This is a genomic window from Arenibacter palladensis (assembly GCF_900129275.1).
In the GTDB taxonomy this organism is placed as follows: Bacteria; Bacteroidota; Bacteroidia; order Flavobacteriales; family Flavobacteriaceae; genus Arenibacter; species Arenibacter palladensis.
On the sequence record NZ_FQUX01000001.1, the window covers coordinates 291,371 to 318,363 of the forward strand.

The following is a 26,993-nucleotide window of genomic DNA, read 5'->3' on the forward strand; positions in this document are numbered from 1 at the left end:
GAATAGATCATTATTATTGAAAATTTATATGTAATTATTAAAACATCTAAACCAATGAAACCTATAAACACAGCCTTATGTTCTTTCGGAATGAGTGGATACGTTTTTCACGCTCCCTTCATTGAGGTGCACCCAGCATTCAATTTATACGGGGTTTGGGAGAGGACCAAAAACAACGCCCAGGCCAAATATCCCAATATACAAACCTTCCGCACCTTGGAAGAAATGTTGGCAGACCAAAATATTGAACTGGTAGTGGTAAATACACCAAGTGTTACCCATTATGATTTTACCAAACAGGTCATTAATTCGGGAAAAAATGTAGTTGTGGAAAAGCCGTTCACTGCCACTGTGAAACAGGCGGAAGAACTGATACAGCTGGCCAAGGAAAAAAATGTAACACTTTCCGTTTACCACAATAGAAGATATGACAGTGATTTTAAAACCGTGAAAAAAGTCTTGGATGAGGGATGGCTGGGAAACATTGTTGAGGCGGAGATCCATTATGATCGTTATGACCCGGGGCTGAGTCACAAGGTTCATAAGGAAATACCCACGGCCGCCGTTGGAAGCATATATGACCTAGGTTCACATTTGATAGATCAGGCATTGATGTTGTTTGGTATGCCGAAGGCCGTCTACGGCGATCTGGATACATTTCGCCCCAATTCCAAGGTAGGGGATTATTTTGATGTAAAATTGTTCTACAGCACCCATAGGGTGATATTGAAATCGAGCTACTATGTACGTGAGGCTTTGCCCGGAAATATTCTACACGGTACCAAGGGCTCTTTCATTAAATCCAAAGCGGATATTCAGGAGGCAGAGCTCCAGGCCGGAAAAATTCCCGGATCAAAGGATTGGGGGGCCGAACCGGATAAGGAAAAAGGATTGTTGCATACGGAGAAGGATGGTAAAATAATTAAGGAACATATACCTACGCTAAATGGGGATTATATGGAATATTATGAAGGTATTTACCAAGCCTTGCGAAATAATGGATCCGTACCGGTCACAGGAACCGAAGGGATGAATGTCATTAGAGTAATTGAAGCAGCACTGGAAAGTAACAAGGAAAGGAAAGTAATCCAATTATAAATTAGGTAGGCTTAGGTCTGAAGCAGTTAAAAGTCGATTGTTGTGTTTATATTGTAAGTGGTAACAAGATTGCAAATGAACCTGCTATCCCTAAATAATCAGGGATTGTGATAATGGGAGAAATTGTCCTATATGCCTCTTCCAATGTACAGCCAGAATCCCTTCTATTTAAAATAAAAGCATCTGAAGAAGCATAGAATTAATTGGATATGAAATAATTTATAGTACTTTTGTGTAATCGATTACATTTTAGAAATAGGAGGACCGGAAGAAGTTTTTACCGTCACCTCCCAAAAAATATACGCCAGAAAAATACACAGTTGAATAAGATGTGAATAAAACCGTAAATGGCCAATAACAACCAATAATTTTTAACACATGAATTTATTAAACAGAACAATCACCAATTTAAATACTACCCCACCAATAAAGGTCGTACAATTTGGAGAAGGAAACTTTTTAAGGGCCTTTGTGGACTATGCCTTCCAAAAATTAAATGAGAAAGCCAATTTTGATGCGGGCATAGCGGTGGTACAGCCCATAGACCAGGGCATGGTAAAAATGCTAAACGACCAAGACGGACTATACACCCTGTTCTTAAAAGGTATACAGAAGGGCAAGGAGATTCAACATAAGGAACTTATTACCAACATTGTAAAAGGAATAGACCCTTACAGCAATTTTAAGGACTACTTAAGTTTAGCCAAGGAGGAGCAACTTCAGTTCATTATTTCCAATACTACCGAAGCCGGTATTGCTTATGTTGCCACCGATACATTGGATATGCAGCCACCAAGCTCATTTCCTGCTAAATTAACAGTGCTATTGTATGAACGTTTTAAATACTTTAAAGGGGATGCCAATAAAGGCCTGACCATAATTCCTTGTGAATTGATCAATTATAATTCGGACACCCTAAAGGAAATAATATTAAAATACTCCGATGATTGGAAACTGGGCGAAGAATTTAAAACTTGGCTAAACCAACACTGCTCCTTCCACAACACATTGGTAGACCGCATTGTACCTGGTTATCCTAAGGACGAAATTGAGGCATACAACGCCCAACTTTCCTATAAAGATAATTTAATAGTTGCGGCAGAAACATTTTTTCTTTGGGTGATTGAAGGCGATGATCAACTTAAAGAAAAATTACCCTTTCACAAAACAGATCTAGACGTTAAGATAGTAGAGGACATGCAGCCTTATAGAACCAGAAAGGTTCGAATCCTAAACGGCGCCCATACTGCCATGGTACCATTTTCATTATTGTACGGCAATACAACCGTAAAACAAACCATAGATAATGATTTTACCGGTACCTTTGTAAATAACGCCATCTTTAACGAGATAAACCAAACCCTTCCAATGGACAAAACGGAGCTGGACAGTTTTGCCGAAGAGGTTTTGGACCGCTTTAGGAACCCGTTTATTATCCATAATCTATCCAGTATAGCACTAAATTCCATTTCCAAATTTAAGGTAAGGGTATTGCCTAGTTTATTGGAGTATGTAGTTCGCAATAAAAAATTACCAACCAACCTAACCTTTGCCTTTGCCGCTTTAATTAGATTTTATAAAGGAACCTGGAAGGGCGGCGACCTGCCCGTTAACGACAGTGCGGAAATAGTAGATGCCTTTGCCGAAATATGGAAGTCCAATAATTATGCGGAAATAGCAACAAAAACCTTGGGCAATATAAACTATTGGGGAGAGGATCTAAACCAAATTAACAACCTTTCCAATGCAGTTGCACTGGCCCTTGAAGAAATTGACACCAACGGAATAGAAGTAGGCTTTGCCAATTTCAGCAAAAGATATTAAGCTTTAAACAAAACGAACTATACCTCATAACAATGAAAAGTAAAATTATTAAAGTAAATTCATCGGACAACGTTGCCGTTGCTTTGGTCAATTTAAAGGCGGGAGAGGTAATATCTTTTGAAGGCCGGGACATCACAGTGCTTTCGGATATCAAATCCAAACACAAGATTGCTTTGCAAAAATTTGAATCCGGGGACAGGATCATGATGTACGGTGTACTTGTTGGAAGTGCCAATGGCATTATTGAAAAAGGGGATGTACTCAGCACCGAAAATGTTAAGCACCAGAGCGAAAAGGTATTTGGAAAAACCGAAACCATTGGTTGGACCGCGCCCAATGTGGATAAATGGAAAGACAGAACCTTCCTAGGCTACCATCGGGAAGACGGACAGGTTGGTACCGAAAATGTATGGTTATTTTTCCCCTTGGTTTTTTGTGAAAACAGGAACATAGAAATCTTAAAGGAAGTTTTTGAAAAGGAGCTTTTAAAACAAAAAGTGAATCCGCATCAAATGTTGCTTCGTTCCTTGGTGAACAATACTACTGAAGAAGCCTCGGTTGAAAATAATTCCTATAATGTTTTCGAGAATATCGATGTAAAATTTATTACCCACCCAGGGGGTTGTGGTGGTATAAGGCAAGATTCCGAAAGTTTGGGCAAATTATTGGCGGGCTACGTAAACAATCCCAATGTGGCCGGTGCCACGGTATTGAGCTTGGGCTGCCAGAACCTACAGATAAGCGTTTTTAAGGAAGCCTTGAACACTATTAACCCCAACCTGAACAAACCGGTGCTCATATTTGAGCAACAGCAAATGGGAACAGTAGATGAAATGTTGTCGGCCATTGTAAAAGAGTCCTTTGAAGCCATAAAAAAGGCTAATAACACCGTGCGTAAACCTGCTCCATTATCCAAATTACGGGTTGGATTGGAATGTGGTGGATCGGACGGTTTTTCCGGGATATCGGCGAATCCTACCCTGGGAGCAGTTTCAGATTTATTGGCGGCACTTAATGGTACGGCCATACTATCCGAATTTCCGGAGCTATGTGGGGTAGAACAGGAACTGGTAAACCGATGTGTGGAAGATGACAAGGGACAGAAATTTCTAAAGCTAATGAAGGCCTACGAAAAATCGGTGGTGGATGCAGGTTCAGGTTTTGACATGAATCCATCACCTGGAAATATTAAGGACGGCTTAATTACCGATGCCATGAAATCGGCCGGGGCCGCAAAAAAAGGGGGCACCTCCCCGGTACAGGATGTATTGGATTATGGGGAATACATTACCAAACCTGGTCTTAACCTTTTGTGTACCCCCGGAAACGATGTGGAAAGTACAACGGCCATGGTAGGCTCTGGAGCCAATGTGGTGTTGTTTACGACCGGTTTGGGCACCCCGACAGGAAATCCTATCGCCCCCATTATAAAGGTTTCTTCCAATACCGAACTTATGGAAAGAATGCCCGATATAATCGATATTGAAACCGGAGCGGTAATACGAGGTGAAAAAACCATTGAGGAAATGGCAGAGGAAATGTTAAACTTTATAATCGAGGTAGCCAGCGGCAAGATTCAAACCAAGGCAAAATTATTAAATCAGAATGATTTTATTCCGTGGCGCAGAGGGGTCTCTTTATAATTTATTTTGGACTATTTCACTGAATATTCAATAATTAAATAGATCTATCTCAAAAGTTGTGAGTTAATTAGAAAAAGATAGAATAATCAATTCCAGAGTTCATGTTCTGTTCATTTTTTGCATCGCCCAAAAAACGAACCAAAAAACGCTAGGCTGATTTTTCTTTTCTTGAAATCTACGGACTTCTCACGGCCGCAGCGTCCAGACCGCTTTCACTAGGGTGAAATGCTCTTTGGACGCCTACCGGCACCCCGTGTGAAAACCCCTTGATTTACTACTAAAATAAAAATAGGCCGGTCCTTTTTTCCTGCAACCTAACCAATTCCGATAAATCATTGACCGTTACTGAATACCGTTGAACATCTTCTCCAAAGTGCAATGTTAGGGCGATCTTCTTCCGTAGTGGAGAGGACATGGCCGCCAAGAATTATTGAAGCCTTGGCAATAATTTAGGCCATGGCATCGGTCCATAAAATCCCACGATTTTAGGGGCCACCTAGTGAAGAATGGTCTTTTCTCCTGCCCGACGGCAAGGCGGGTTTGTTAAGCTCATGGCTGGTTATTTTCTTAAAGATGAATTCGTGAACCTACGGTTTCATTTTATTCATTGCCATTCTATTTTATAATAAGGTATTTATGAACCTCCTGCGTCGGTTTCATTGGAAAGCAAAGAAATCGAAGATTCACGAAATCCGATAAAAAACAATAAAAACCAATTGAGTAAAATGATAGAATAATTTCCACATAAGTTTAATTTGATTTTTACCAATAAATAAAACCCAAAATCAAAATACACGACAATTCATAATAATCCCATTTTTTACATAAAAACAACAATTAGGCATGATCCAATTAAAGGTTGAAGAAATTGTTCCATTTCTTCAATCTTTCCATTTTTTTGAAGATGACCTCCTAACGATCAATTCCGGGGTAAGCACTATATTCTGGGTTGTTTTGGTATCTTCCGTATTGCCCACTTCTTCCAAAAAAACTTGGGCAGCCTTTCTTCCCATATCCAGCGGAAATTGATCTACCGTCGTAATAGTCGTAAGTTCCATAAATCTGGTAAAGGGTTCATTGGAAAAACCTACAACGCACATATCCTCTGGAATATTAAATCCACTTTCCTTTATTTCCTGAATAGCTCCCAAGGCAGCAAAATCGCTGGAAGAAAATATAGCGTCTGGTGGTGTTTCCATATCCAGAAGTAACCTTGCCGCCCTTCTACCATCTAGAACGTTACTCTGCGTCTCAATGACCAAGCTTTCATCAAATTCAATTCCATTATCGGACAAGGCCTTTTTATAACCCAAAAACCGATTGTTGAAAATTTCAAATTTACGGTCGTTGGACAGGTGGGCTATGCGCCTGCAACCCTGTTCTATAAGATGTTTGGTTGCCTCATAGCCCCCCTTGAAATCATCAACCGTGACGGAGCTAACCCCCTTTATATTCTTCTTTCTGTCAAAAAATATCAAAGGGGTTCTTTTATTCCTAATTAACTTGTTAAAACCTTTGTCGTTCTCCAAATTGGCATTGGAAATCGACATTAAAATTCCGTCTACCTGTACATTCAAGAGGGAGTTTATTTTTTCAATTTCCAAATTTTCCTGGTTGTGGGTCTGACAGATTATAACATGGTAACCCTTGGGGTACAATTCCTCTTCAATGCCACGTATAACCGATGAAAAGAAATTACTATCAATTCTAGGAACAATGACACCAACATTATAACTTTTACCACTCTTTAGGGCCAATGCCAACTTATTCTGCTCATAATTCATTTCCAGGGCAGTTTCCAAAACCAGCTTGCGGGTATTTAAACTTATTTTGACATTGTTGTTCAAGGCCCTGGAGACCGTAGCAGCGGTTAGACCAAGTTTGGCCGCTATATCATAAATGGTAGTCTTTTTCTTCATTGATTAAGCAACATCTTATAATAATACCTCTATCCTTAGCTCTTTATTGGTAACAAACCTAGTCCTAAAAAGGCACTAAATTAAAAGAAAATTGTACAATGGTCGTACCTTCAATTCCCACGTTCCATTGGATTAGTGTCTTCCTTTTAAAAAGCATTTAGATATAACTTTGGCAAGATATACTATTTTAAGCATTAGGTTGTAATCGATTGCAATTTAGGCTGAAGGTGTAATTTGGGAACCTTACTTAGTATTCTATAGGAACAATCGTCCATCATTGAACGTTACTTGAGGTACTTTTCCACAAACTCTTCCTTAAAGGCGCGCCCAATGGGCACATAGGTTTCTTGGTCAAAATAGATGCGGTTGCCCGATACCTTCACAATTTGTCGGGTATTCACAATATAGGATTTATGAACCTGTGTAAATTGATCTGTTGGCAAGGTCTGCAGCCAATACCTTAAGGAATGGGAGGTAAGATGTTTTTTCTCTGCAGTATAAATTTCGGTGTAGTCCGCTTCGGATTGGATATAAAAAATATCTGCAATGGCTATTTTAAGGTGCTCATAGCCCGACTTAATAAAAATTACCTCTGGAACCGTCTTCCTCTCCAAATCCTTTTCCAAGGAGGATGCATGAAAATTAGGCACAGGAACTTTGGAAACGGCCATTACAAATCGTTCAAAGGAAAATGGCTTTAACAAATAGTCCGTTACATGATATTCATAACTTTCAAGTGCATATTCCGAAAAAGCCGTAGTTAATATCACATGGGGCTTATTGTTCAATGCCTTTAAAAAATCTATCCCGGAAATCTTGGGTAAATGGATATCCAAAAAAATCAAATCTACTGCTTCGGTTTTTAGATAATCCATGGCCTTAAGGGCATCAGCAAAAGTAGCCTTAAGCTCCAGACTCTTCATTTCCCCAATGTACTTCTGAAGTACTCGCTGTGCCGGCGGCTGATCCTCTATAATGATGCAACGAATCATGTGCTACCTTTTTTTAGATCGATGTTCAAAATAACGGAATAGGTGGTCTCTGTTTCATCAATAGATAAACTATGTGCTCCAGGATAAATTAACCCTAATCGCTTTTTAACGTTCTGAAGACCTATACCATGGGAAAGATCATCAGTATTGGTTTCACGCCGAAATGAATTGGTGCATTCAAATTGTAATAGGCCATTTTCCGATACCTTGATAAGCACACTAATAAATATATCCTCCGATTGGCTTGCGGTACTGTGCTTAAAGGCATTTTCCACAAATACGGTCAATATTAATGGTGCAATACGGTATCCAGAGCCTGAAATATCCGTTTTAAAATCTACGGTTCCCCTATTCTCAATCTGCAATTCACTTAATTGGGTATAGTTTTTAAGGTGTTCTATCTCCTTGGTAAGTGGCACATACTTTTCCTTGCAGTCATACAACATATACCTCAACACCGAAGAAAGTTCCAAAATAATGGTAGGTGTTTTTGGGGAATTATCAATGGCATAAGAGTAAAGATTGTTCAAATTGTTGAACAAAAAATGGGGGTTGATCTGTGATTTTAAAAATTGCAGTTCATTTTCCTGAGCCGACATTTTTAACTTTTCCACTTCACTTTGGGAGCTTATGGCATCCCAGGCAAACTTGAATCCCGATAAAATTCCTATGACAGGTAAAACATCGAAGACGGCATAATAGATCCCAGGAACAATGTTTGCTCTTTTGGTTCCTGGATAAAAGACCAGTTCCAAAAGTTCCTCGGCCCAAATAACACCGAATAATACCAAAACTACCATTCCCAAGAACTGCCAATATTTTTTTCGGTATAAAAATCTTGGCATCAGAAAGTAGGTAATAAAAGCAGCAAAAATAGTGTAGACCAAAAAGAAGACCAGTTGGGCAAAGGTAATTCCCGGATTGTACTTATCAAAAGAATAGAAAAGCAGCACCAGGACATGGAGCACGACTTGAAAGAACAGTTCCTTCCTGGAAATCATGGCTTTTTTCATTCCTCAAAATTAAGCTATTGCCATGGTTTCATAAAATAGAGGCATCCCAACGGCATAAATAAACCCCTAAACGGCGCATACCCTATGCAAAAATTACTGGCTGTCGTTCAATGGAATACTTTTGTCGTTCACAGAAAATAACCCTCCCTTCTCAATAAAAAAATGAATCTTTGTAATTCTTACAGTTCCAATTAAAATTAATAAAGGAAGCCATGAAAAAACTTTTGGTACAAGTGTTAACCGCCTGTTCATTAATGCTCTATTGCCCTGCTGCCATTGCCCAACAAGGCACGGTAACCATAAAGGGTACTGTAGTGGAGGAATCCAACGGACAGCCCATTGCCTATGCCACGGTAATGGTAGGCGATAACGAAACCAAGAAACCCATTGATGGGACTACCACTATGGATAATGGCAGTTTTAGCTTGGAGACCGATGCTTCCGACTACTATATAGAAGTAAGTTATTTAGGTTTCAAGACCAAAACTTTTGGACCACCACCAACACAGAGTCAGACTATTGATTTAGGAAGGGTTGCCCTTTCAGAGGATGCAGAACAGCTACAGGAGGTAGTGGTACAGGGAGAAGTTTCACGTACCGAATTTAAATTGGACAAACGAGTATTCAACGTAGGCAAAGACCTTAGTACCACAGGGGCAAGTGCCTTGGAAGTTTTAAACAATGTACCTTCCGTTAACGTTAACATAGAAGGGCGCATCAGTCTTAGGGGGAGTCAGGGAGTACAGATTCTCATCAACGGTAAGCCATCTATCATTGCTAGTGAGGAAGGAAATGCCTTGGGTACCATTACAGCGGATATGATCGAAAAAATCGAAGTAATGACCAACCCTTCAGCCAAATATGACGCCGAAGGTACATCGGGCATTATCAATATAGTCCTGAAAAAAGAGGAACGAAAAGGTCTCAACGGTTCCATCTCGGTGAATACCGGTGCCCCTGATAGCCATAGCGTGGGGGTGAGCTTAAACAGAAGAACAGAGAATTTTAACCTTTTTACCCAATTGGGGTTAGGCCTAAGGGATATGCCCAACGATCTGGAAACCCGTAACGTAGATCTAATAAACAACACCACCATTCTTAGTAACGGTACCGAGTACAGGAATGAAACCTACTATAATTTCGTCTTGGGAACAGACTATCATATTAATGATAATAACGTATTGACCCTTTCGGGAAACTTTGCCATGGAAATAGAGGATCAACCCTCCAACACCAGTTTTGTGGCCTTGGACTCCGACAATGCCATTAGTTCGGAATGGGAACGAACCGAAGTTACAGACGCAAAAAATCCAAAATTTCAATACGAACTGCAATACAAAAAGGATTTCGAGAACCATGAGGACCATACCCTGCTTTTTAGTGGCCTTGGAAATTTCTTTGGAAAAGACCAATCCTCCGAATTCTTGAATACCACCATCTCAGGGGATGACAATGATAGCAGACAGCAGACTAGAACCGATTTTAAAGAAGCTATATTCACTTTTAAACTGGATTATACCAATCCTATTACTGACGAGTGGACTTTGGAAACAGGGGCCCAATATGTCATGAACGACGTAAGTAATGATTACGAGGTAAATAATTTCACCAACGGTGCCTTCGTTAACGACCCTGGACTGACCAATGTCTTTGAATTCGATCAAAAGGTGCTAGGTGTATACGGTACCGGTTCCTATGAAGGAAAAAAATGGGGCATAAAGGGAGGCTTGCGCTTGGAGCAGACCGATCAGAATACCCTCCTGGTCACTACGAGCTCGGCCAACGATCAAAACTACAGTAATTTTTTTCCCAGTCTTCATAGCTCCTATAAGTTTAGCGATAAGGTTTCCATTCAAGCAGGTTACTCCAAGCGTATTTACCGACCAAGAATGTGGGATTTGAACCCATTTTTCAATATTAGAAACAATTATAGCGTCCGACAAGGTAATCCCGATTTACAGCCCGAATTTACCGATTCCTATGAGGTAACCAGTATTTATATTTTAGGCCCTGCAAGCATCAATTTTGGAGTGTACCACCGCTATACCACAGACGTCATAGAGCGTATTACCACCTTCGAAAACAACGTTAGCACCTCCAAGCCGGAGAATATTGGAACCAATAGAGCTACTGGAATAGAATTCAATGCGAAATATAGCCCTGCAAAATGGCTTACCTTGAACGGGGATTTTAATTATAATCAATTTCAAAGGGATGGCATCTTCGAGACCACGGTTTTCGACTTTAGCAATGAGCAATGGACTTCCAAACTAATGACAAAAATTAAACTTCCATCCGATTTTGATTTGGAGATGACAGGCAACTATCAATCCAGTTACCAAACAGTACAAAGTGACGTTAGTGACATGCTTTTCATGGATATGGGACTAAGAAAAAATATAATGAAAGGCAAGGCCGTTCTCAATTTAAGCGTAAGGGACCTATTCGCCTCCAGGGTAGACGAAAGCCAAATTGCCCAGGCCAGTTACGAGGTTTACAATCGCCGTCAAAGAGGCACATTTGTCGCCCTCGGCTTTAGCTATGGCTTTGGTAAGGGAGAGGCCATGCAGTACTCCGGGCAGCAGCGTAGAAGATAATATAAGTTATAGTTGTTGCACTAACAAAAAAACCAACCTAGTTGAATAGGTTGGTTTTTTTGTTTGGACCGTCAAGAACGGTTTTAGTATAATGTTCCAAGTCCCAAAGGGCTCCGAACAGTATTTGTAAGGATCCCCGCGTTCTTAATTCATTTCGAAACGTTCTAAGTAAACGACTCCTTTTTTGCCCTTTAGGGAAATACCCCATCCCGGAATTTCCTTGGCCTGGTTCCCATCCTCCAAATGCGGGCGATAAAGGCCTGGAGCGATTGGAATCTTCTTTAGATTTTCTTCTTCCGGGGAAAAGTTAATTCCATCTTCGGACCAATGTATGGATTTGCTCAATGACGCCAAGGAAGCAATTCCCCCATTTTGGCTCCAGATCAATACTTCATGTCCCCTATCTATCAGGGGCTCTGGATGCTTCCTATAAGGCCCCTCTGGTTGATCGGCCAAAGCAACCCCCATTTTAGTGAGCCCTGGCCCTTTTTTCCCATGAACAATAGAGCGACCCTTGTAATACAACCAAATTTTATCATCCTTTACCATTAAAGCTGCATCATCAATCCGGTAACTATCAAAATCCTCGGGCACCTCACTAACTTCCAAAATCGGATTGTTTTTGACCCTAACGAAAGGACCTTCAGGGCTATCGGCAACTGCCATACCAATGGCGGTAAAGTCGTTCGTTGAATTATTTTCAAACTCTTTTTTTGCATTGCCGGGAGTGGGTTTTACACCTGTATAGTATAAATAATATTTTCCCTTATGGGCCAAAATATTGGGGGTAAAAACAGAATGGCTGTCAAATTCGCCCTGTTTTCCTACATCCAAGGCCATGCCCTGCTCCTCCCAGGTATGCCCCTCATCTTTGGAAGTAGCGTACCAAATGGTTGCCCAATACCCGGCCGTTGTTGGCCTATCCATTCTAGAATACCAAACATAGTAGGTGTCCCCTACTTTTATAACATCACTATTGTCCCGCCTGTTGTATAGACTATCTATTCCTATGCCCGGAATCTCCTGATAGGTAAATGTGGTGGTGGCTGCCTGTGATTGACTTGCAACTTCCTCCACTTCTTTTGGTTTCTCCTCGCTTTTGGACTTACAGCTAGCCAAAAATAGTATTGCCATTGCCGCGCAAATATTGAATACAAACAGGTTTCTTCTAATGGATCTTTTCATTCGATTTTATGTTTATTTCTGATTATTAGTGTTTTATGTTTAAATGTTCTTTGTTAAACCCAATATTCCAATATCCTTTCATTGATTGATGCGCTTCCCTTCAACTCCACAATAAATTCTAATCATAAAACTATCATCCCTACCTTCCGGTTTCATCAAGAGTACTTTGAGCCGAGCAAGATACCCAAACTTACTTATCAAATGCAAGCACTACTTTGTCCAGAATTGGTTTCGATTCGTTTTCAGTTGTATCCGCAACTCTAACTTCAAATTGGACGCCATATCCTTCTGGAAGCCCTCCAAGGTCCACCATAGCAGGGATTCTTTCAATCTGTTTGGCAAAACCCTCTATATAATCATATTGTTCCTTTACCACCTGCCAATCGCTCCAATGATCTATTGTGCCATCATTCGTGCTATCCACTCCAACCCTTACTTCAACGGTTTCTACCCAGGGGCCATCGCTAACGTAATCGGTATCCATTTGAGTCACCAAATGAAACGTGCCCTCGGCAAATATGATGTCCGGATCTGGGTGTCCTTGACCAATATTGCCACAGAAGGTAAAAGGTTTATTGATGTCGTCCGAAGTGAACCAAGCCACACTCATGCTTTCCCTTCCGTGTCCGCCCGCTGGGTCAAAATCGGCAAATAAATAATACTGCCCCCCAATAGAGATCGATGCCCAGTCTCCATAAGCATTCTGCTCCGGTTCGTGAATCTCGTATTTTGCAAAAGCACGTGTTTCCCCGGCTTTAACCTTATGTTGGGGAACATCTACCTCTGCTTTTTTCCCGGGATATCTATCAGGATCTTCGGCATGCCAGTGCGGATGTACATATTCAGCAAATTTTCCTGTTGGTTTGGTACGCTCATCCACTGGCGGATCCAAAATTTCAAAATCCTTGGTACCGTCTTTACTTACTGCATGCACCGCTAAAGGGGAATCCCAGGCATGGGTGGATGCATCGATAGGCGACCAATCTTCTACAATTAAATGATAATTACCTTCCAAATCCCGAATCACGGCACAGTCCGAGCCATGGGTAGGGTCGTTAAAAGCCATGCCCATATTCTTTCCCGGTATACCATCGGTTAAATCCTCATCAATATAAAGATGTGGGTCTTGATCGTTTGGAAAATCGTAATACAAGTACAACTTGCCATCTACATATTCCGCAGTGGTTACCCATTTTGAAAAACTTTCTGATACAGGGCCATGGTGCACCCAGTTTACCATATCCTTGCTCTGCCAAGCGTGATATCCGCCTAAACTTGGTTTTAAACCACCTGCTGCATCAAATTGGTTTTTAAATGGTGTAGTGCTTAATTTAATATCGAACCCTTCCAGAGCAGCCTCCTCCGCCTTAAACACCCCTTCTTTCTGACTTTTACTTTTATTATATCTCCCGAACATCCAATAATTCCCTTCGCCTAATTGCAAGGCTACCGGTGCATCACCAAGATTGGAGGGGCCCAGGTTGGGAACTGGTTCCCAGTTGAGCCAATCGGGCGACTGGGATAAGGCAATGGATTTAACCGATTGCTTCTTATCAAACTTTTTTAGGGTACTCCTAAAGGTTGCCACGCTGTCTGTGGGTTTTAGTTTGCCTTCAGCAATATTCATATTGGTCTGTTGGGCCATGCTGCCCTGCCAGTCCTCCTGGGAATCTATGACCCATTCCCCTGAGCTAATTATGTCCGACTTCTTTTTATTATTACACCCAATGACTAGGGATAATAAGAATACTGCCCATAAAACTTGTACTTGTTTAACCATATCTATCAAATAATATTTCTTTTACTCTAGAACTCCAAGGTTGATGCCGGCGGAAGCGGCACGTTATTATTTTTTCGCCAAGTCATTAGTTCTCCCAACAATTGGGAAACTATTTCAGGATTATTTTTCGCCAAATTATGAGCTTCCTTTAAATCTTTATCCAAGTTGTACAACTCTAACTTACCATCGTTTAAATACTGGATCAGCTTCCATTTATCCTTTCTGATTATGGAACATGGCGGATTTTTATAGGTACTTGCCACGTGCCAAAATAGGGCCCGCTCTTTCAGTGCTGTGTTTTTCAATAAGGGCAGCAAACTTTCCCCATCAAGTTTTCCGTTATAATCCTTCACCTGGGCCAAGTCCAAAAATGTGGGAAAATAGTCCATTCCGCAAATGGGCGTTTCCGAAACCCCAGGGGCAACATGACCCTTCCAATTTACAAAAGCGGGTACCCTTAGGCCACCTTCGTAAATGGTTCCCTTGGCCCCGCGCAAGATATTTGTGCCGCTCTGCAAACCGTTAAATCCGTTATCGGAAGTGAATATCACTATTGTATTTTCCCTCAACCCCTCCTGATCCAAATAATCAAAAATGCGCTTCACATTTTCATCTATGGAGGCTATCATAGTGGCATAGCCGGCAATTTCTTCACGGTTATTTTCTCCTTGACCTGTAATGGAATCAGCCGCTTTGCCCATAAATTTCTGAAACGAATCCTTGTCTCTTGGCACTGTAGGACGATGTGGTGCATAATAATGAAGGTTCACCAAAAAGGGTTGCTGCTTATTGCGTTCAATAAAATCGATGGCATCATCCGTCAAACGGTCCGTTAACCATTCATCATCTTCCTTATCCCCAATAAAAGGATTCTTGAAAGGGGCCTTATAGCCACCGCTTTCAGATTTATAGCCTTCTGTATACCCACGGGCAGGATCTCCCCACCAGGTGCCTCCTACGTTCTCATGAAAGCCCTTTCCCAAAGGATAGTATTTTTGAATATCGATGGATAAGTGGTCTGTCAACCAACCCAAGTTTCCGTTATCAGGTTGCTTTAAGGGTTTTTGAAACGGATAATCTTTTTCCTCTTCTGGATTGGGACCTACCACATGCCATTTTCCCAGGTGGATGGATCGGTAACCCGCATTTTTCAATGGCTCTGCGTACATGGTATGTTCCAGGCCAACCGTCCAACGCGAAAATATATTGTGTTGGTTATCCCCTTTTTCCAATACCGGAACATTGTATATTCCCGTCCTAAAGGACTGTTTCCCTGTTAACAAAGCCGCTCGTGAAGGGGAACAGGTAGGGTACATATAGGCATTGCTAAAGACAAGGCTTTCCCCTGCCAGCTGATCCAGGTTGGGGGTTTCAAACCAATTGCTCCCCATAAAGCCAACATCTTGCCACCCTAGGTCATCGGCCATGATAAAAATAATGTTTGGCTTCTTTTCTTTTTCACAAGAAGACAACATCCAAGAACAGAGAACGACCGCTATCGCCTTTTTAATGTGCTCCATCCAAATCTACTTTTTTAGTCCCTTTCAACGCCTTACTCGCATCCGATTGTATGGCGTTGGGAGCATGTTGCTCACTATTTGTTGCTATTTCAAAAGACCAGGCATAGTCACTTTTTCCCAAGTCTGCCGGAGGGAGTATTTCCAAGCCTTCAGGCGTCATGCTCCATTGAACCTCAGCCCCGGATCCCAGAAGTTTAATAAACTTCACTTCATTCTCTGCCCATCCTTTGGTAGCTTCAATAACTATAGAATTCACTGGTTTTTCCAATGCAATTGCAAAGAGCTTTGTTCCCTTGGTAGTAAAAGCGAGATGTCCCTTTTCCTGATGATTTTCTTTCCAATAGCGGGTGCCATAAATGGCCTCCCCATTTATTTCCAGCCACCTTCCCATTTCTTGCAGTCGCTCCAATTGCTCATCAGGAATGGTGCCATCTGCCTTGGGGCCGATATTCACCAAAAAGTTGCCATTTCTAGAAATTACCTCTACCATCTCCTTTATAATATCCTCTATTGATTTGTAGGTATCATTTTCCAAATAGCCAAAGGAGGTACCAAAGGTGGTACAGCTCTGCCATTTTGGGCCGATTACTTCTAGTTTAAGATTGTCCTTTTCCAAACAGCCTACCCCATCTGGCCAGTTTCTATTGGCTCCCTTGTTGTTTACATATACTTCCTGGCCCTTTTCCTTTCCATTATTCATAAAATCGGTGATCATCAGTCTACATTGATCATACAGATATTGTATTTCCGGTTTAAACACTTTAGGTTCTACCTGGGTGTTGTTTCCATCTCTTGTAAAAATCGGAATATCGTCTATCCATAAAAAATCGGGTTGGTATTTCTCCTGAATTTCCTTCCAACGGGCAACATATTCATCAACGGCTTCTTTACTGAACCCAAAAGGTCCGTAAAGTGATTCTGCTTCAGGATTTCTTTTGATTTCCTCCAAAATATCATCATGAGGATCTGCATTTACCACATATTGCTTTTTTGTAAAAAAACTAGTATGTCTTTCCCTGTGATATGATGGCGCATACTTTAAACCTTCATTTTTGACCGCTTTGCCCAAATCACCAACCAAATCGCGTTTAGGACCTTTATCCATGGCATTCCAGGGAGTTAGGTCTGAATCCCAGTTGGCCCAGCCGTCATGATGTTCTGCTGTGAGCACTACATATTTTGCCCCTACGTCAGCAAACAGTTTAGCCCAGTCGTCAGGATTCCAATTCTCAGCTTTGAATTCGGGTATAATGTCCTGATAACCAAATTCCGGTGGGGCCGCTCCCCAACGTTCCCGCAAATAAGGGTAGTAATAAGAGGAATCCGTATAGATCAGTTTTGGAACATGTTCTGCATATCCCCTACCCCCTTTACGGTGACCTATAACACTATAAGGGCCCCAATGAATAAAGATTCCTATTTTCCCGTCATTGAACCAATCGGGTACCGGCATTTTTTGAAGGGATTCCCAACTACCGTCATAAGGAGCGTTTACAGCAACCTCTTTCTTTTTATTTGAATTGCAAGACACTAATATTATAGTAGCAACTGCAATTAAGAATGAATTTTTAATTCTCATTTTTTTTTCTATTTAATTCTGCATCAGATTCGTTTTTATATTTCGATATTCCGCCTTTAAACCAGGCATCAAAATTAGTTTTTGGGCTTATAGGTTTCCAAGGTGGCTTCCATTTCTTTTACCACCTCAGGAAACTGGGTGTATACATTGGTGGATTGATATTTATCCTCCTCCAAATTGTATAATTGCGCTACAGGAGCATCATCTTTAATATGCCCATCCTCTATATCGCTATTAACACCTCCTACAAAAGCTAAGGCAGCAGCTCCGCCCCATGCGTGATGATGAGGTTGTGAACCTCCAAAACCACCGCTTCCCTTGGCTGGAATGTACATCCATTTGCCTTTTCTTAAAGATAAATGCGTTGGCTTATGGGCGGCTAAAAGCAACTCTTTTCTAATAGGTTCTTTGGGATCATCCACCAAAGCTGGCAAAACGTTTACACTATCCGAATTATCCATATTGTTTAGATCCTGTCCGGTAAGAGCCATAAAGGTGGCCAACATATCCACATTACAGATCAACTGATCGGATACACTGCCGGCTTCAATTTTTCCGGGCCATTTGGCGATGAAGGGTACCCTGTGGCCACCTTCCCACACCCCGAACTTAAATCCTAATAGATCACCATTAATTTTGTGTCCCGCCTTTACGGCATTACGACCTCCTAAATTCAACATGGCACCATTATCACTGGTAAAAATTACCAGTGTATTATCGGCAACGCCTTGCTTTTCTAATGTGGCAGTTACTTGACCAACCATCCAATCCAATTCTTGGATAAAATCCCCATAAAGTTCGGCATCACTTTTTCCTTGAAAATTAGTACCCGGAGTAAAAGGATGATGAATGTGCGTAGTAGCAAAGTATAAGAAGAATGGATCTTTTTTATTGCTTGATGTTTTTTGAGTTATCCAATCCACAGCCTTTCCTGCCAATACTTCGCCAACCGTGTAATCATTGTATAATTTGTGTGCTTTAGCAGCACCTTTAAACATATTGGCCGTTCTCTGTGAAGCTTCTGGCGGTATAGGAGTAATTGGTGTAACCTCTTTCTCCTTTCCTCTACCTACATACACTAGTGGGTCGTTTGGATCCTCTCCCACCACACGGTCATCTTCTACATACACATAAGGCGGCGCACTGTTTACCACCGGAATCCCGTAGTAATAATCGAATCCTAAATCGTTGGGTCCAGGCCGCAATGGTTTATCCCAAGTATTTTCTCCATGGCCAAACCCCAAATGCCATTTTCCCAAGGCAGCCGTTGCATAACCACTGTTTTTAAACACATCGGCAATGGTCAATTGTTCCGGGTTTATCAATAATTCTGAAGTAACGGGCGCAGGGCCCCAAATGCCTTTCCCCTTGTTCCCACGAACAGGATATTGCCCAGTAAGCAAGGCATAACGGGATGGCGTACATACTGCCGATGCCGAGTGTGCATCGGTAAACATTTTACCTTCGTTTGCCAATTTATCTATATGGGGGGTTTTTACTTTTGTGGCGCCATAGCAGCCAACATCACCATATCCCAAATCGTCTACCAAAATATAAACTACATTGGGTTTATCCTGGGCCTGGATTTTTAATGTACTGCTTATAAAAAATAAACAAACAATTATTTTTACTTTTAGAGATACTCGTGGTTTTAATTTCATACTTTTCGAATTAAATTTTCTCTTGAATATTTTCAAATGGAGGTACACGTTGGTCTGTTCCTATGACCTCTATATCTCCCAATTCTTTTCTAACCCTTTCTGCTTCTTTTAACAGCTCCTCTACTATTTCTGGGTGGTTATGAGAAATATCGGTCAACTCTCCCATATCTAACTTTAGATTAAACAATAGGGGGTGTTTTAATGCAATCAGCCCTCTACATCCAATATTCTTTAAGTTTTTCCCTTCAAAAGGTTTTTCATTCCTGTTTTTAGACCAAAAGGGTTGGTCGTCCGAAGTTCTTGGCAGATGCAATTTCCATAGTCCTTTTCTAATGGCCTGTAAATTGATTCCATTGTAATAGTACACGAATTTATGCGGAGATACTCCTTTTCCAGTTTTTAAAATGGAGGTGATGTTTTTTCCATCAATTACCCTGTCTATTGGAATTTCTGCTCCAGCCAAAGAGGCTAAAGTTGGCAATAAATCCATAGATGATAAAAACGTATCGTTCACCCCTGTTGCAAATTTTCCTTTCCATTTAATAATGGCAGGAATACGAAAACCGCCTTCCATAGTGGTATATTTCCCTCCATTTAAAGGGCCAGCAGATCCGCCAAAATGACAAATTGCAGGTCCGTTATCCGACAAGAAAATGACGATGGTATTTTCGTCTAATTTTTTCTCGGCAAGTGCCTGGGTCAATCGACCTACATGATAATCCAATTCCTGAACATAATCACCGTATAAACTCCCTTTTGAAGTTCCAATAAACTCCTTACTGGGTTGGATTGGAGAATGCACCGAATGGTAGGCTAGATACAGGAAGAAAGGATTTTCTTTATTTTCTTCCATATATTCGATGGCTTTATTGGTATAATCTCCTATCAAGGTTTCAAAAGCTACATTTTCTTTTACTACTTTATTATCGCTATATACATCATCTAAATCAGGGTGACTTGTATGCCAATTGGATTGTAATCCATAAAAATGCTGAAAACCGTGGTCAATAGGTTGATGTCCTTCATTGAATCCCAAATGCCATTTTCCTATAGCCATGGTTGCATAATCTTGTTTCAATAGTAAATCGGCAATGGTAATTTCATCGGGATGTAAACCGTAATCTTTATGTTTATCAATTTTTCCCTGAGCCACGGGAAATCCGTTACGCATAGGGTAACGTCCTGTTAGAAGTGCCGCCCTTGAAGGGCTGCAAACAGATGACGCTACCTGAAAATCGGTAAATCTCATTCCTTCATTCGCCAATTGATCAATATTTGGCGTATTTACATCTTGAGCCCCGTAACTGCTTAAATCACCATAGCCTAAATCATCGGCAAAAAGGATGATAATGTTAGGTTTATTAATTTCTTTCTCCTGTGCATCCATGCGATTGACCAATAACCCAAAAAAAGCCCATAATGCTAATCCAATAATCTGTTTCATGCTCTTTTAATTAGATCCTTTTATAGGAAAAATATCGTTGGGTGTAAAATAGGGTTCTGTCCCCAAGGGGCCCGCATTTAAACCTCTTGCTCCCAAATGGCCTATATCCTCCTTGGCCCAATCCAATAGTTTCTCCAATTCGGCAACTACTTCAGGGTTTTCGGCAGACACATCGGTAGTCTCCCCTATGTCGTTTTCCAAATCGTACAACATGTTTTTTGAAAACAAGACGCGATCTTCGGGTGCAGAGTGTATGGGCCATTTCGCATAGACAATAGAGGTGGAATCTGGGCTATGCGGCAAATGTAATTTCCATTTGCCTTTTCGTACAGCGCGCAATATATGATGCTGATAATAGAAAAATGGTCTTTCCAACTCCGTTGATTTTCCATGAATTATCTCTGAAATATCCAAGCCATCTATTACTCTATCCTTGGGTACTGACGCTCCTGCAATTTGCGCCAATGTGGGCAACATATCAATGGTAGCCGCCACCACATCAGAAGTTTTTCCTGCCGGCACTTTTCCTGGCGCCCTAATTATACATGGTACCCTAAGACCGCCTTCCCAGGCAGAGGTTTTTGCTCCTCTTAAGGGATCCGCATGTCCTCCATGTTCTTTCTTAATCCACCAAGGGCCGTTGTCACTGGTAAAGATCACATAAGTGTTGTCGTCCAGCCCGTTTTCTTTTAGCTTGGCCAAGATCCGTCCAACGTTAAAATCAATTTCTTCTATAACATCGCCATATAGGCCAGCGTCCGACTTCCCTTTAAACGCGTCCGAAACCGCCAATTTAGTATGCGGCATGGTATGCGCGAGATATAAGAAAAAAGGCTGTTCACTACTCTTTTCAATAAAGTTGATAGCTTCGTCCGTATACCTTTTGGTAAGGGTGGACATATCAGCATTCTCCTCAACCAGCTGGTTGTTTCTCAATAAATGAACTCTGGAATCGTTACTTGTTGGAGTAAAAAAAGATTCATCAAAACCTTGATGAATAGGTAATAAATCTGGATTAAATTTTTCAGGATTATGTCCTGCCAAATCCCACTTCCCAATCATCCCTGTTCCATAACCTACTGGTTTTAATACCTCTGCAATGGTAACTTCACTTAATGCTAATTTAGGATGTGGATTATCTCCATTATCATTACGTGCATTGCGCATAGGATAACATCCCGTCATTAGTGCCGCTCGCGATGGTCCACATACCGTTTGGGCATAGAAGTTGGTAAATTTCATCCCCTCGGCCGCCATTTTATCCAGGTTTGGCGTCTTGATGTTCGGCGACCCAAAACAGCCCACATCGCTGTAACCCTGATCATCGGTAAAGATGATAATGAAGTTTGGCTTAGTGGCAGGATCTTGTTTTTTCTGCATACAGGCCATTGACAACAATGACAAAAAAATAGTGGTTAATTGCTTCATTGTTATTTTATTTCAAATTAAATGGTTTTAACAAGGCTTAAAAACAGCTTCATTATCTTCTACTTTTTATCTTAATTTTTGGTCAGAGGCTTGGGATTTTCCACATAAGCCGCAGAGCGGTAATTTTTTAAAATATCCTCCTGAAAAGTTTCTATATGTGCCAGAAGTTGATCTACAATTTTCCCATTTCCCTGTATAACATCTGTGGATTCTGAAATATCACTTTCAAGATTATACAGTGCTACAGGTTTATCCCCTTCTACATGCAGCTTCCAATTACCAGATCTAACTGCTGCCAAAACATTTCCTTTGTAATAGAAAAATGCCTGGTGCGGACTTTTTCCTTTATGTATCAAAACTGGCATAATATCCTTTCCATCAATTACACGGTCCATAGGGACTGCTGCGTCTGCCAACTTAGCAAAGGTGGGCAATAGGTCCATGGCTGTCAAAAGCTCATTGTTCACCTGGGCTGCGGGGATTTTTCCCGGCCACCGGACTACGGTAGGCATGCGCATCCCTCCTTCAAACGTACTGCCTTTTTTACCCCTTAGTGGTGTAGCCAAGCCTTTTGAAGGGCCATTATCCGAAGTAAAAATAACCAGCGTATTCTCGTCCAGACCATGCTCTTTTAAAGCACCCAGAATTTGTCCGACAGACCAATCGATTTCGCTGATGGCATTGGTATAAATCTTATCACGTGTTTTGTAGTCAACACCATTATTTTCATTTTTCAGGGCTTCTATGATCTCATCCGAGACTCCATTCATAAAAGGCGGGGAAACGTGAATGGGGCGATGGGGGATTGGATGTGGCACATATAGAAAAAATGGTCCGTCTTTGTTTTCTTTTATAAACCCTACTGCACGTTCTGTAATGCGCTGGGTAAGATAATCCGCATCGGGATCCATTTCAATAACTGTCTCTCCATCAAGTAAAGGCAATGAAGGGAAATTATATTTTTTTTGATTTGTGTGAAAGGGATGAATATCATGGCTATATGGAAGACCAAAAAACTCATCGAATCCCTGACGGGTAGGCAAGAATTCTGGTTGATCGCCTAAATGCCATTTTCCGAACATTCCGGTTTTGTACCCTGCGGATTTTAGCACCTCAGCCATAGTAACTTCATCAGGATTGAGACCCTTGGAATCTCCTGCAAGCAAAACCGGAAAATCAATTCCTACCGCCATGTCTACACGTGCAGGATAAGAGCCGGTCATCAATGCCGCTCGGGAAGGTGTGCAAAGCGGGGCCGCTACGTAGAAACTAGTGAGCTTGGCACCTTCCGTAGCCATTTTGTCGATATTGGGAGTATAAACATGATCCCCTCCAAAACAGCTAAGGTCCGCATAGCCTTGATCATCGGTGAAGATGACAACGAAATTAGGTTTTGCAGGTTTTTCCAATCCGGATTCGCAACCCAAAAGAAAGCTTAAAGAAAATGAGATAATGATTAGCAGTACTAAAGTTTTCATCTTTTTTATGTATCTAATGCGATATTTCAACCCATGGTTTCTAAGCCGAAAATAATATTATTAATTACCTCTCACTATTCATTAATTAGCTAGTACCACGCAATAATTACGGTAATGCACACCTCTGGCTGAAAAAACACAACAAATGGATTGTCCGCGTGCCTACCCTTACTCATGATGGAACATCCCATGCATTACCCCCCTTCTTAACACGTTTTAGTGCTTTCTTTTGATATGAAAGTGGCATTTTCAAGTATTTTTTTAATGAAAAATCTATATTATAAATTCATTAGGTGTCATTTAATTGGCCTTATCCACATACAATGTCCGCCTCCTGGTGCCATTACGGCCTTAATAACATCCCCTTTTTTAACTTTACCGTTCCTAACCTGGTAAGCTTCTGGATTGGTCTTACAATGGGTTTCAGAGGTGTCTTCATAAAAGGTGATATCGTATTCCTGATCGGCCTCCAAAAAGTCGAGACCAATGTCCAGTGCCCCTCCTTGTTGGTTGTACACACTGCCAATAAACCATTCTTTATCATGGCGCCTTGCCGTTGTAATATATTCACCTATTTTGGAATGTAGAATCTGGCTCTCATCCCATTTCCCGACAGGCAATTTTTGAATAAATTCGAAAAGATCGGATTTGGCTTCATAGGCTTCCGGGGCATCTGGGATACAGACCAAACCACTGAAAATAACCAATGTTCGGGCGGCTTCAGAAGCTACTGTCGAAAAATACGTATTTGTTTCCCGTGGGCCTTTTTGCCGTAGTCCACTGTTGATCCCCGTTAGATCAAAATTGCCGTTGTTCATATCCAAAGGACCAGTAATGGCGTTTATCAGGGCCATTTTAATGAACGACTCGGGTGTGAAGGCCCGTCGCGAATCTTGCTGGGCATGGCAGTATTCCCTGGTTATGGCATTAGGGTAGGTACGCCGTATTCCCGTAAAAGGCACCGGACTGTCATGGAAGTCGATCAGCAGCTCACTTGCCGCACTTTTCTGTATGGCCTCCCTGGTAAAATCTACATTGCTGCCCATAAAACCGTATTTGATCCCTTTCATTCCCAAAGACTGGTAATAAGGAAAAAGTTCATCATCCCCATATTCTCCATGCCTTCTATCATAGTACAACATTAGATCTACCTCCTTTTCTGCCGCATATGCGATGACCTTTTCCAGGTCCAGTTTGTCCGACAGTTCAAAATGTCCTTTGGTAACTTCCTTATACCAGGAATCATCGATAAGGAAATAGTCGATTCCCTTTTCGGCGGCAAAGTCGATAAAACGGAAATAGCTTTCGGTATTGATGCCATACACAAACCCATCAGGAGCGGTGTAACCGTGAACCCGCCAATCCCACAAGGTCTTTCCGGGCTTTATCCAATCCGTATTCTCAAGTTTAGACGGACTTGCCAAGTTGATGGGTACTGTGTTCACCACAAGGTCGCCAGCCGATTGCCCAAAAAGAATTACCCGCCAAGGACTGGTCCATTCCTTGTCACTTAATGCTACTTTGTTGATGGATGCAATTTTTCCTTCCATCTCCCCAACATCAAGATGCATGGGATCCATACCATTGGCCACATAGAGGTCCGACTCCAATAACGCCATATAGGATTGGTCTGTAGATTCAACTACTAGAGGGACACTAATTTTTCTCTTTTTAGGACCTTTGTCCTGTAAATAATCGGTGAGTCCTTTATAATCCACAGGCCCCAATGGTTCACTTTCACCTGCTGGTGTAAAATAATTACTGCCGTTTGGCAAATTGTAGGTGAATTTAAAAATGGCCTCCTTTGGTTTTTCGCCTTCGTTGAGGACAAATCTAAAAGCAACTCCTTCATTATAGGCCCGGGCCAACAATTTTCCCCCTACTCCATCGATATTCAGATCCAATTGAAGTTCTTTATAATGGTCCCGGGTGCTGCTTTGTTGCCCCCAAACCGGATTCCAGCTATCGTCGTTTTCAATTTCTGTGGCTTTCAGGATGGTCACCTTCGCGTTCGGTATTATTTCCAATTCCGAAGTCCCGATAAGTTCTACACCTTGAGAGCCAACCTGATAATTCAACTTATTATCAACAAGCTGTATCCCCATGGATCGATTACCATCTGGAGAAGTTAAGTTGAAATTATCCAGGGATTTTTGGCAAGATACCAACCCTATCAGCAAGGCAATAAAAAAGAACTTTCTTCGCATTATCATTATAATTTATTTTTTACATTTTTAATCTTTGGTCACCATACTGCCCCACCAGTTGTTTTTGGGATCAAAATCATTGGATAATAGCTCCATCCGTTGTTTTTCCAGTTCAGGCATCTTTTCATATTCCATTTTGTGCAAAAACTCCCTGGCCTTTTCTTCTGAATATTCAGGATCGGGCTTTGCGTATTTGGCCCCCACCTCTGTTAGATAGTCGAACAACTCCTTGTTAAGTTCCTGTACCTTATCAGGATAGGCTGCCGCGAGATCCGTTTTCTCCCCAAGGTCCTTAGACAGGTCATAGAGTTCTTTTCTTCCGTCCTCATAGTAATGAATAAGTTTCCAGTTGCCCCTACGAATAATGGAAGAAGGCTCACCCCCTTGGTTCCCGTAATGCGGGAAGTGCCAGATAAGAGGCCGCTCGGCCAATGTCTCCCCTTTAAACAAAGGGAGAAGGCTAATGCCATCGTTATGTTCCTTGGGTAGCTGTTGGGCACCAGCCAACTCCAAGAATGTGGGATAGAAATCTGTTCCCGATACCGGATAATCAATTTTATCGCCTCCTTTGGAGAGACCTGGAATCTTGATAAAATAGGGTTCCCTGATACCGCCCTCAAACTGATATCCCTTACCGGCCCGCAAGGGTTTGTTGCTGGTTGAAAAATTATCCCCGGCAGCCACCCCTCCATTATCGGAGGTAAACACAACAATGGTATTTTCCTCAAGCCCCAGCTCGTCCAGGGCGGAAAGCACCTGCCCAACAGCCTCATCCATTTGCTCTACCAAGCCCGCATAAATTGGGTTGTCCTGCACCTGGCGAATGGGCAAAAATTTCCCCATGTTATAGGCTTTTTCCGCCACTCCTTGTTGCACTGCCTTGTCCCTATATTTCTTCCATTTTTCCTGAGTGGTCTGAATGGGCGAATGCACCGCATAAAAAGAGAGATAGGCAAAAAAAGGCTTTCCGGTTTTCTCAGGATTATTTTTTTGAATGAATTTTACCGTTTCCTTGGCAAGTCGATGTGAGAGGTTCTCCCCATCCTTCAGATTTTCCAAATTAGGATTGTCATAAGGAGAGAAATATCCTCCCCTTGGCCCTCCTGACGTCCATCCGCCAACGTTGATATCAAATCCGTGATCTTCGGGCCAGGAACCCTTGTCGCCCAAATGCCATTTTCCGGCAAAAAATGTTTTATACCCCTGCTGTTTCAACGCTTCGGGCATGGTAATATACTCCTTGGGCAGGTTATGGGTATATTCGGCCGGAAGCAGTTTTGTAAATCGATTCCTATTTCGCCATGCTTCACCGGAAGGGGACCCAATATGCACCGTAATGTCATGCCTAGCAGTGAATTTGCCGGACATTATACTTGCCCGTGAGGGGCTACAGACCCTACTGGCGGCATATCCGTTGGTGAAAATAGTTCCTTGTTCTGCTATCCTGTCTATGTTGGGTGTTTCATAGTAGGTACTGCCCATACAACTAAGGTCTGTATAGCCCAAATCATCGGCAAGGATAAAAACAATATTGGGCTGCCCCTTACTTTCCTGTTTTTGACAGGAAACATGTAATACCATTAAACAAGAGAGAATGGATATATAAAATCTTCGCATGGACTTGT

At 41.6% G+C, this 26,993-nt stretch carries 17 protein-coding genes; 4 read left to right on the forward strand and 13 right to left on the reverse strand.

All coding sequences use genetic code 11. The annotated features are described in order from the left end of the window. The first annotated feature begins 54 nt into the window (after nucleotides 1–54). The 3 genes from BUA60_RS01090 (at nucleotide 55) to BUA60_RS01100 (ending at nucleotide 4,565) form a co-directional block, all read left to right on the forward strand. Entirely contained in the window at nucleotides 55–1,098 is a 1,044-nt protein-coding gene (locus BUA60_RS01090) for a Gfo/Idh/MocA family oxidoreductase (protein WP_072859908.1), read from the forward strand. A gap of 378 nt (nucleotides 1,099–1,476) precedes the next feature. After that, nucleotides 1,477–2,922: a tagaturonate reductase gene (locus BUA60_RS01095; protein ID WP_072859909.1), complete on the forward strand. Its 1,446-nt coding sequence runs from the start codon at nucleotides 1,477–1,479 to the stop codon at nucleotides 2,920–2,922. 32 nt (nucleotides 2,923–2,954) lie between these two features. Next, nucleotides 2,955–4,565, forward strand: coding sequence for a UxaA family hydrolase (locus BUA60_RS01100; RefSeq protein WP_072859910.1), 1,611 nt, complete (start codon nucleotides 2,955–2,957; stop codon nucleotides 4,563–4,565). Nucleotides 4,566–5,446: 881 nt separating this feature from the next. Here BUA60_RS01100 and BUA60_RS01105 read toward each other — a convergent pair. From BUA60_RS01105 to BUA60_RS01115, 3 genes are all read right to left on the reverse strand, one after another. Further along, on the reverse strand, nucleotides 5,447–6,484 hold the full coding sequence (locus BUA60_RS01105; protein WP_072859911.1) for a LacI family DNA-binding transcriptional regulator: 1,038 nt from the start codon (nucleotides 6,482–6,484) through the stop codon (nucleotides 5,447–5,449). Between the two features lie 284 nt (nucleotides 6,485–6,768). Then, nucleotides 6,769–7,476 carry a LytR/AlgR family response regulator transcription factor gene (locus BUA60_RS01110; RefSeq protein ID WP_072859912.1) on the reverse strand — a complete coding sequence of 236 codons (708 nt, stop codon included), beginning with the start codon at nucleotides 7,474–7,476 and terminating at the stop codon, nucleotides 6,769–6,771. Beyond that, nucleotides 7,473–8,489, reverse strand: coding sequence for a sensor histidine kinase (locus BUA60_RS01115; RefSeq protein WP_072859913.1), 1,017 nt, complete (start codon nucleotides 8,487–8,489; stop codon nucleotides 7,473–7,475). The genes BUA60_RS01110 and BUA60_RS01115 overlap by 4 nt, the downstream gene beginning before the upstream one ends. A gap of 212 nt (nucleotides 8,490–8,701) precedes the next feature. Here BUA60_RS01115 and BUA60_RS01120 point away from each other — a divergent pair, with 212 nt between their 5' ends. Next, entirely contained in the window at nucleotides 8,702–11,086 is a 2,385-nt protein-coding gene (locus BUA60_RS01120) for a TonB-dependent receptor (protein WP_072859914.1), read from the forward strand. A gap of 144 nt (nucleotides 11,087–11,230) precedes the next feature. Here BUA60_RS01120 and BUA60_RS01125 read toward each other — a convergent pair whose 3' ends face one another. The 10 genes from BUA60_RS01125 to BUA60_RS01170 all read right to left on the reverse strand — a co-directional run bounded on the left by BUA60_RS01125 (nucleotide 11,231) and on the right by BUA60_RS01170 (nucleotide 26,985). Beyond that, the gene (locus tag BUA60_RS01125) at nucleotides 11,231–12,271 is read right to left on the reverse strand and encodes a family 43 glycosylhydrolase (protein ID WP_084532444.1); all 1,041 of its coding nucleotides are present in this window, start codon (nucleotides 12,269–12,271) and stop codon (nucleotides 11,231–11,233) included. Nucleotides 12,272–12,461: 190 nt separating this feature from the next. Next, nucleotides 12,462–14,051, reverse strand: coding sequence for a glycoside hydrolase family protein (locus tag BUA60_RS01130; RefSeq protein WP_072859915.1), 1,590 nt, complete (start codon nucleotides 14,049–14,051; stop codon nucleotides 12,462–12,464). 26 nt (nucleotides 14,052–14,077) lie between these two features. Beyond that, the gene (locus BUA60_RS01135; RefSeq protein ID WP_072859916.1) at nucleotides 14,078–15,571 is read right to left on the reverse strand and encodes a sulfatase; all 1,494 of its coding nucleotides are present in this window, start codon (nucleotides 15,569–15,571) and stop codon (nucleotides 14,078–14,080) included. Beyond that, nucleotides 15,558–17,150 carry an alpha-L-fucosidase gene (locus tag BUA60_RS01140; RefSeq protein WP_084532445.1) on the reverse strand — a complete coding sequence of 531 codons (1,593 nt, stop codon included), beginning with the start codon at nucleotides 17,148–17,150 and terminating at the stop codon, nucleotides 15,558–15,560. The genes BUA60_RS01135 and BUA60_RS01140 overlap by 14 nt, the downstream gene beginning before the upstream one ends. A gap of 74 nt (nucleotides 17,151–17,224) precedes the next feature. Further along, nucleotides 17,225–18,811 carry a sulfatase family protein gene (locus BUA60_RS01145; protein WP_072859917.1) on the reverse strand — a complete coding sequence of 529 codons (1,587 nt, stop codon included), beginning with the start codon at nucleotides 18,809–18,811 and terminating at the stop codon, nucleotides 17,225–17,227. A gap of 10 nt (nucleotides 18,812–18,821) precedes the next feature. Next, nucleotides 18,822–20,255 (reverse strand): sulfatase family protein, encoded by a 1,434-nt coding sequence (locus tag BUA60_RS01150; protein WP_072859918.1) that lies wholly within the window; start codon nucleotides 20,253–20,255, stop codon nucleotides 18,822–18,824. Between the two features lie 6 nt (nucleotides 20,256–20,261). Beyond that, nucleotides 20,262–21,683: a sulfatase family protein gene (locus BUA60_RS01155; protein ID WP_072859919.1), complete on the reverse strand. Its 1,422-nt coding sequence runs from the start codon at nucleotides 21,681–21,683 to the stop codon at nucleotides 20,262–20,264. 71 nt (nucleotides 21,684–21,754) lie between these two features. Beyond that, nucleotides 21,755–23,161, reverse strand: a complete 1,407-nt coding sequence (locus tag BUA60_RS01160; RefSeq protein WP_084532446.1) for a sulfatase family protein — start codon at nucleotides 23,159–23,161, stop codon at nucleotides 21,755–21,757. A gap of 296 nt (nucleotides 23,162–23,457) precedes the next feature. Next, on the reverse strand, nucleotides 23,458–25,368 hold the full coding sequence (locus tag BUA60_RS01165) for a glycoside hydrolase family 97 protein (protein ID WP_218587878.1): 1,911 nt from the start codon (nucleotides 25,366–25,368) through the stop codon (nucleotides 23,458–23,460). A 27-nt stretch (nucleotides 25,369–25,395) separates the two neighbouring features. Next, nucleotides 25,396–26,985, reverse strand: a complete 1,590-nt coding sequence (locus BUA60_RS01170; RefSeq protein ID WP_072859920.1) for a sulfatase — start codon at nucleotides 26,983–26,985, stop codon at nucleotides 25,396–25,398. Nucleotides 26,986–26,993 lie beyond the last annotated feature (8 nt).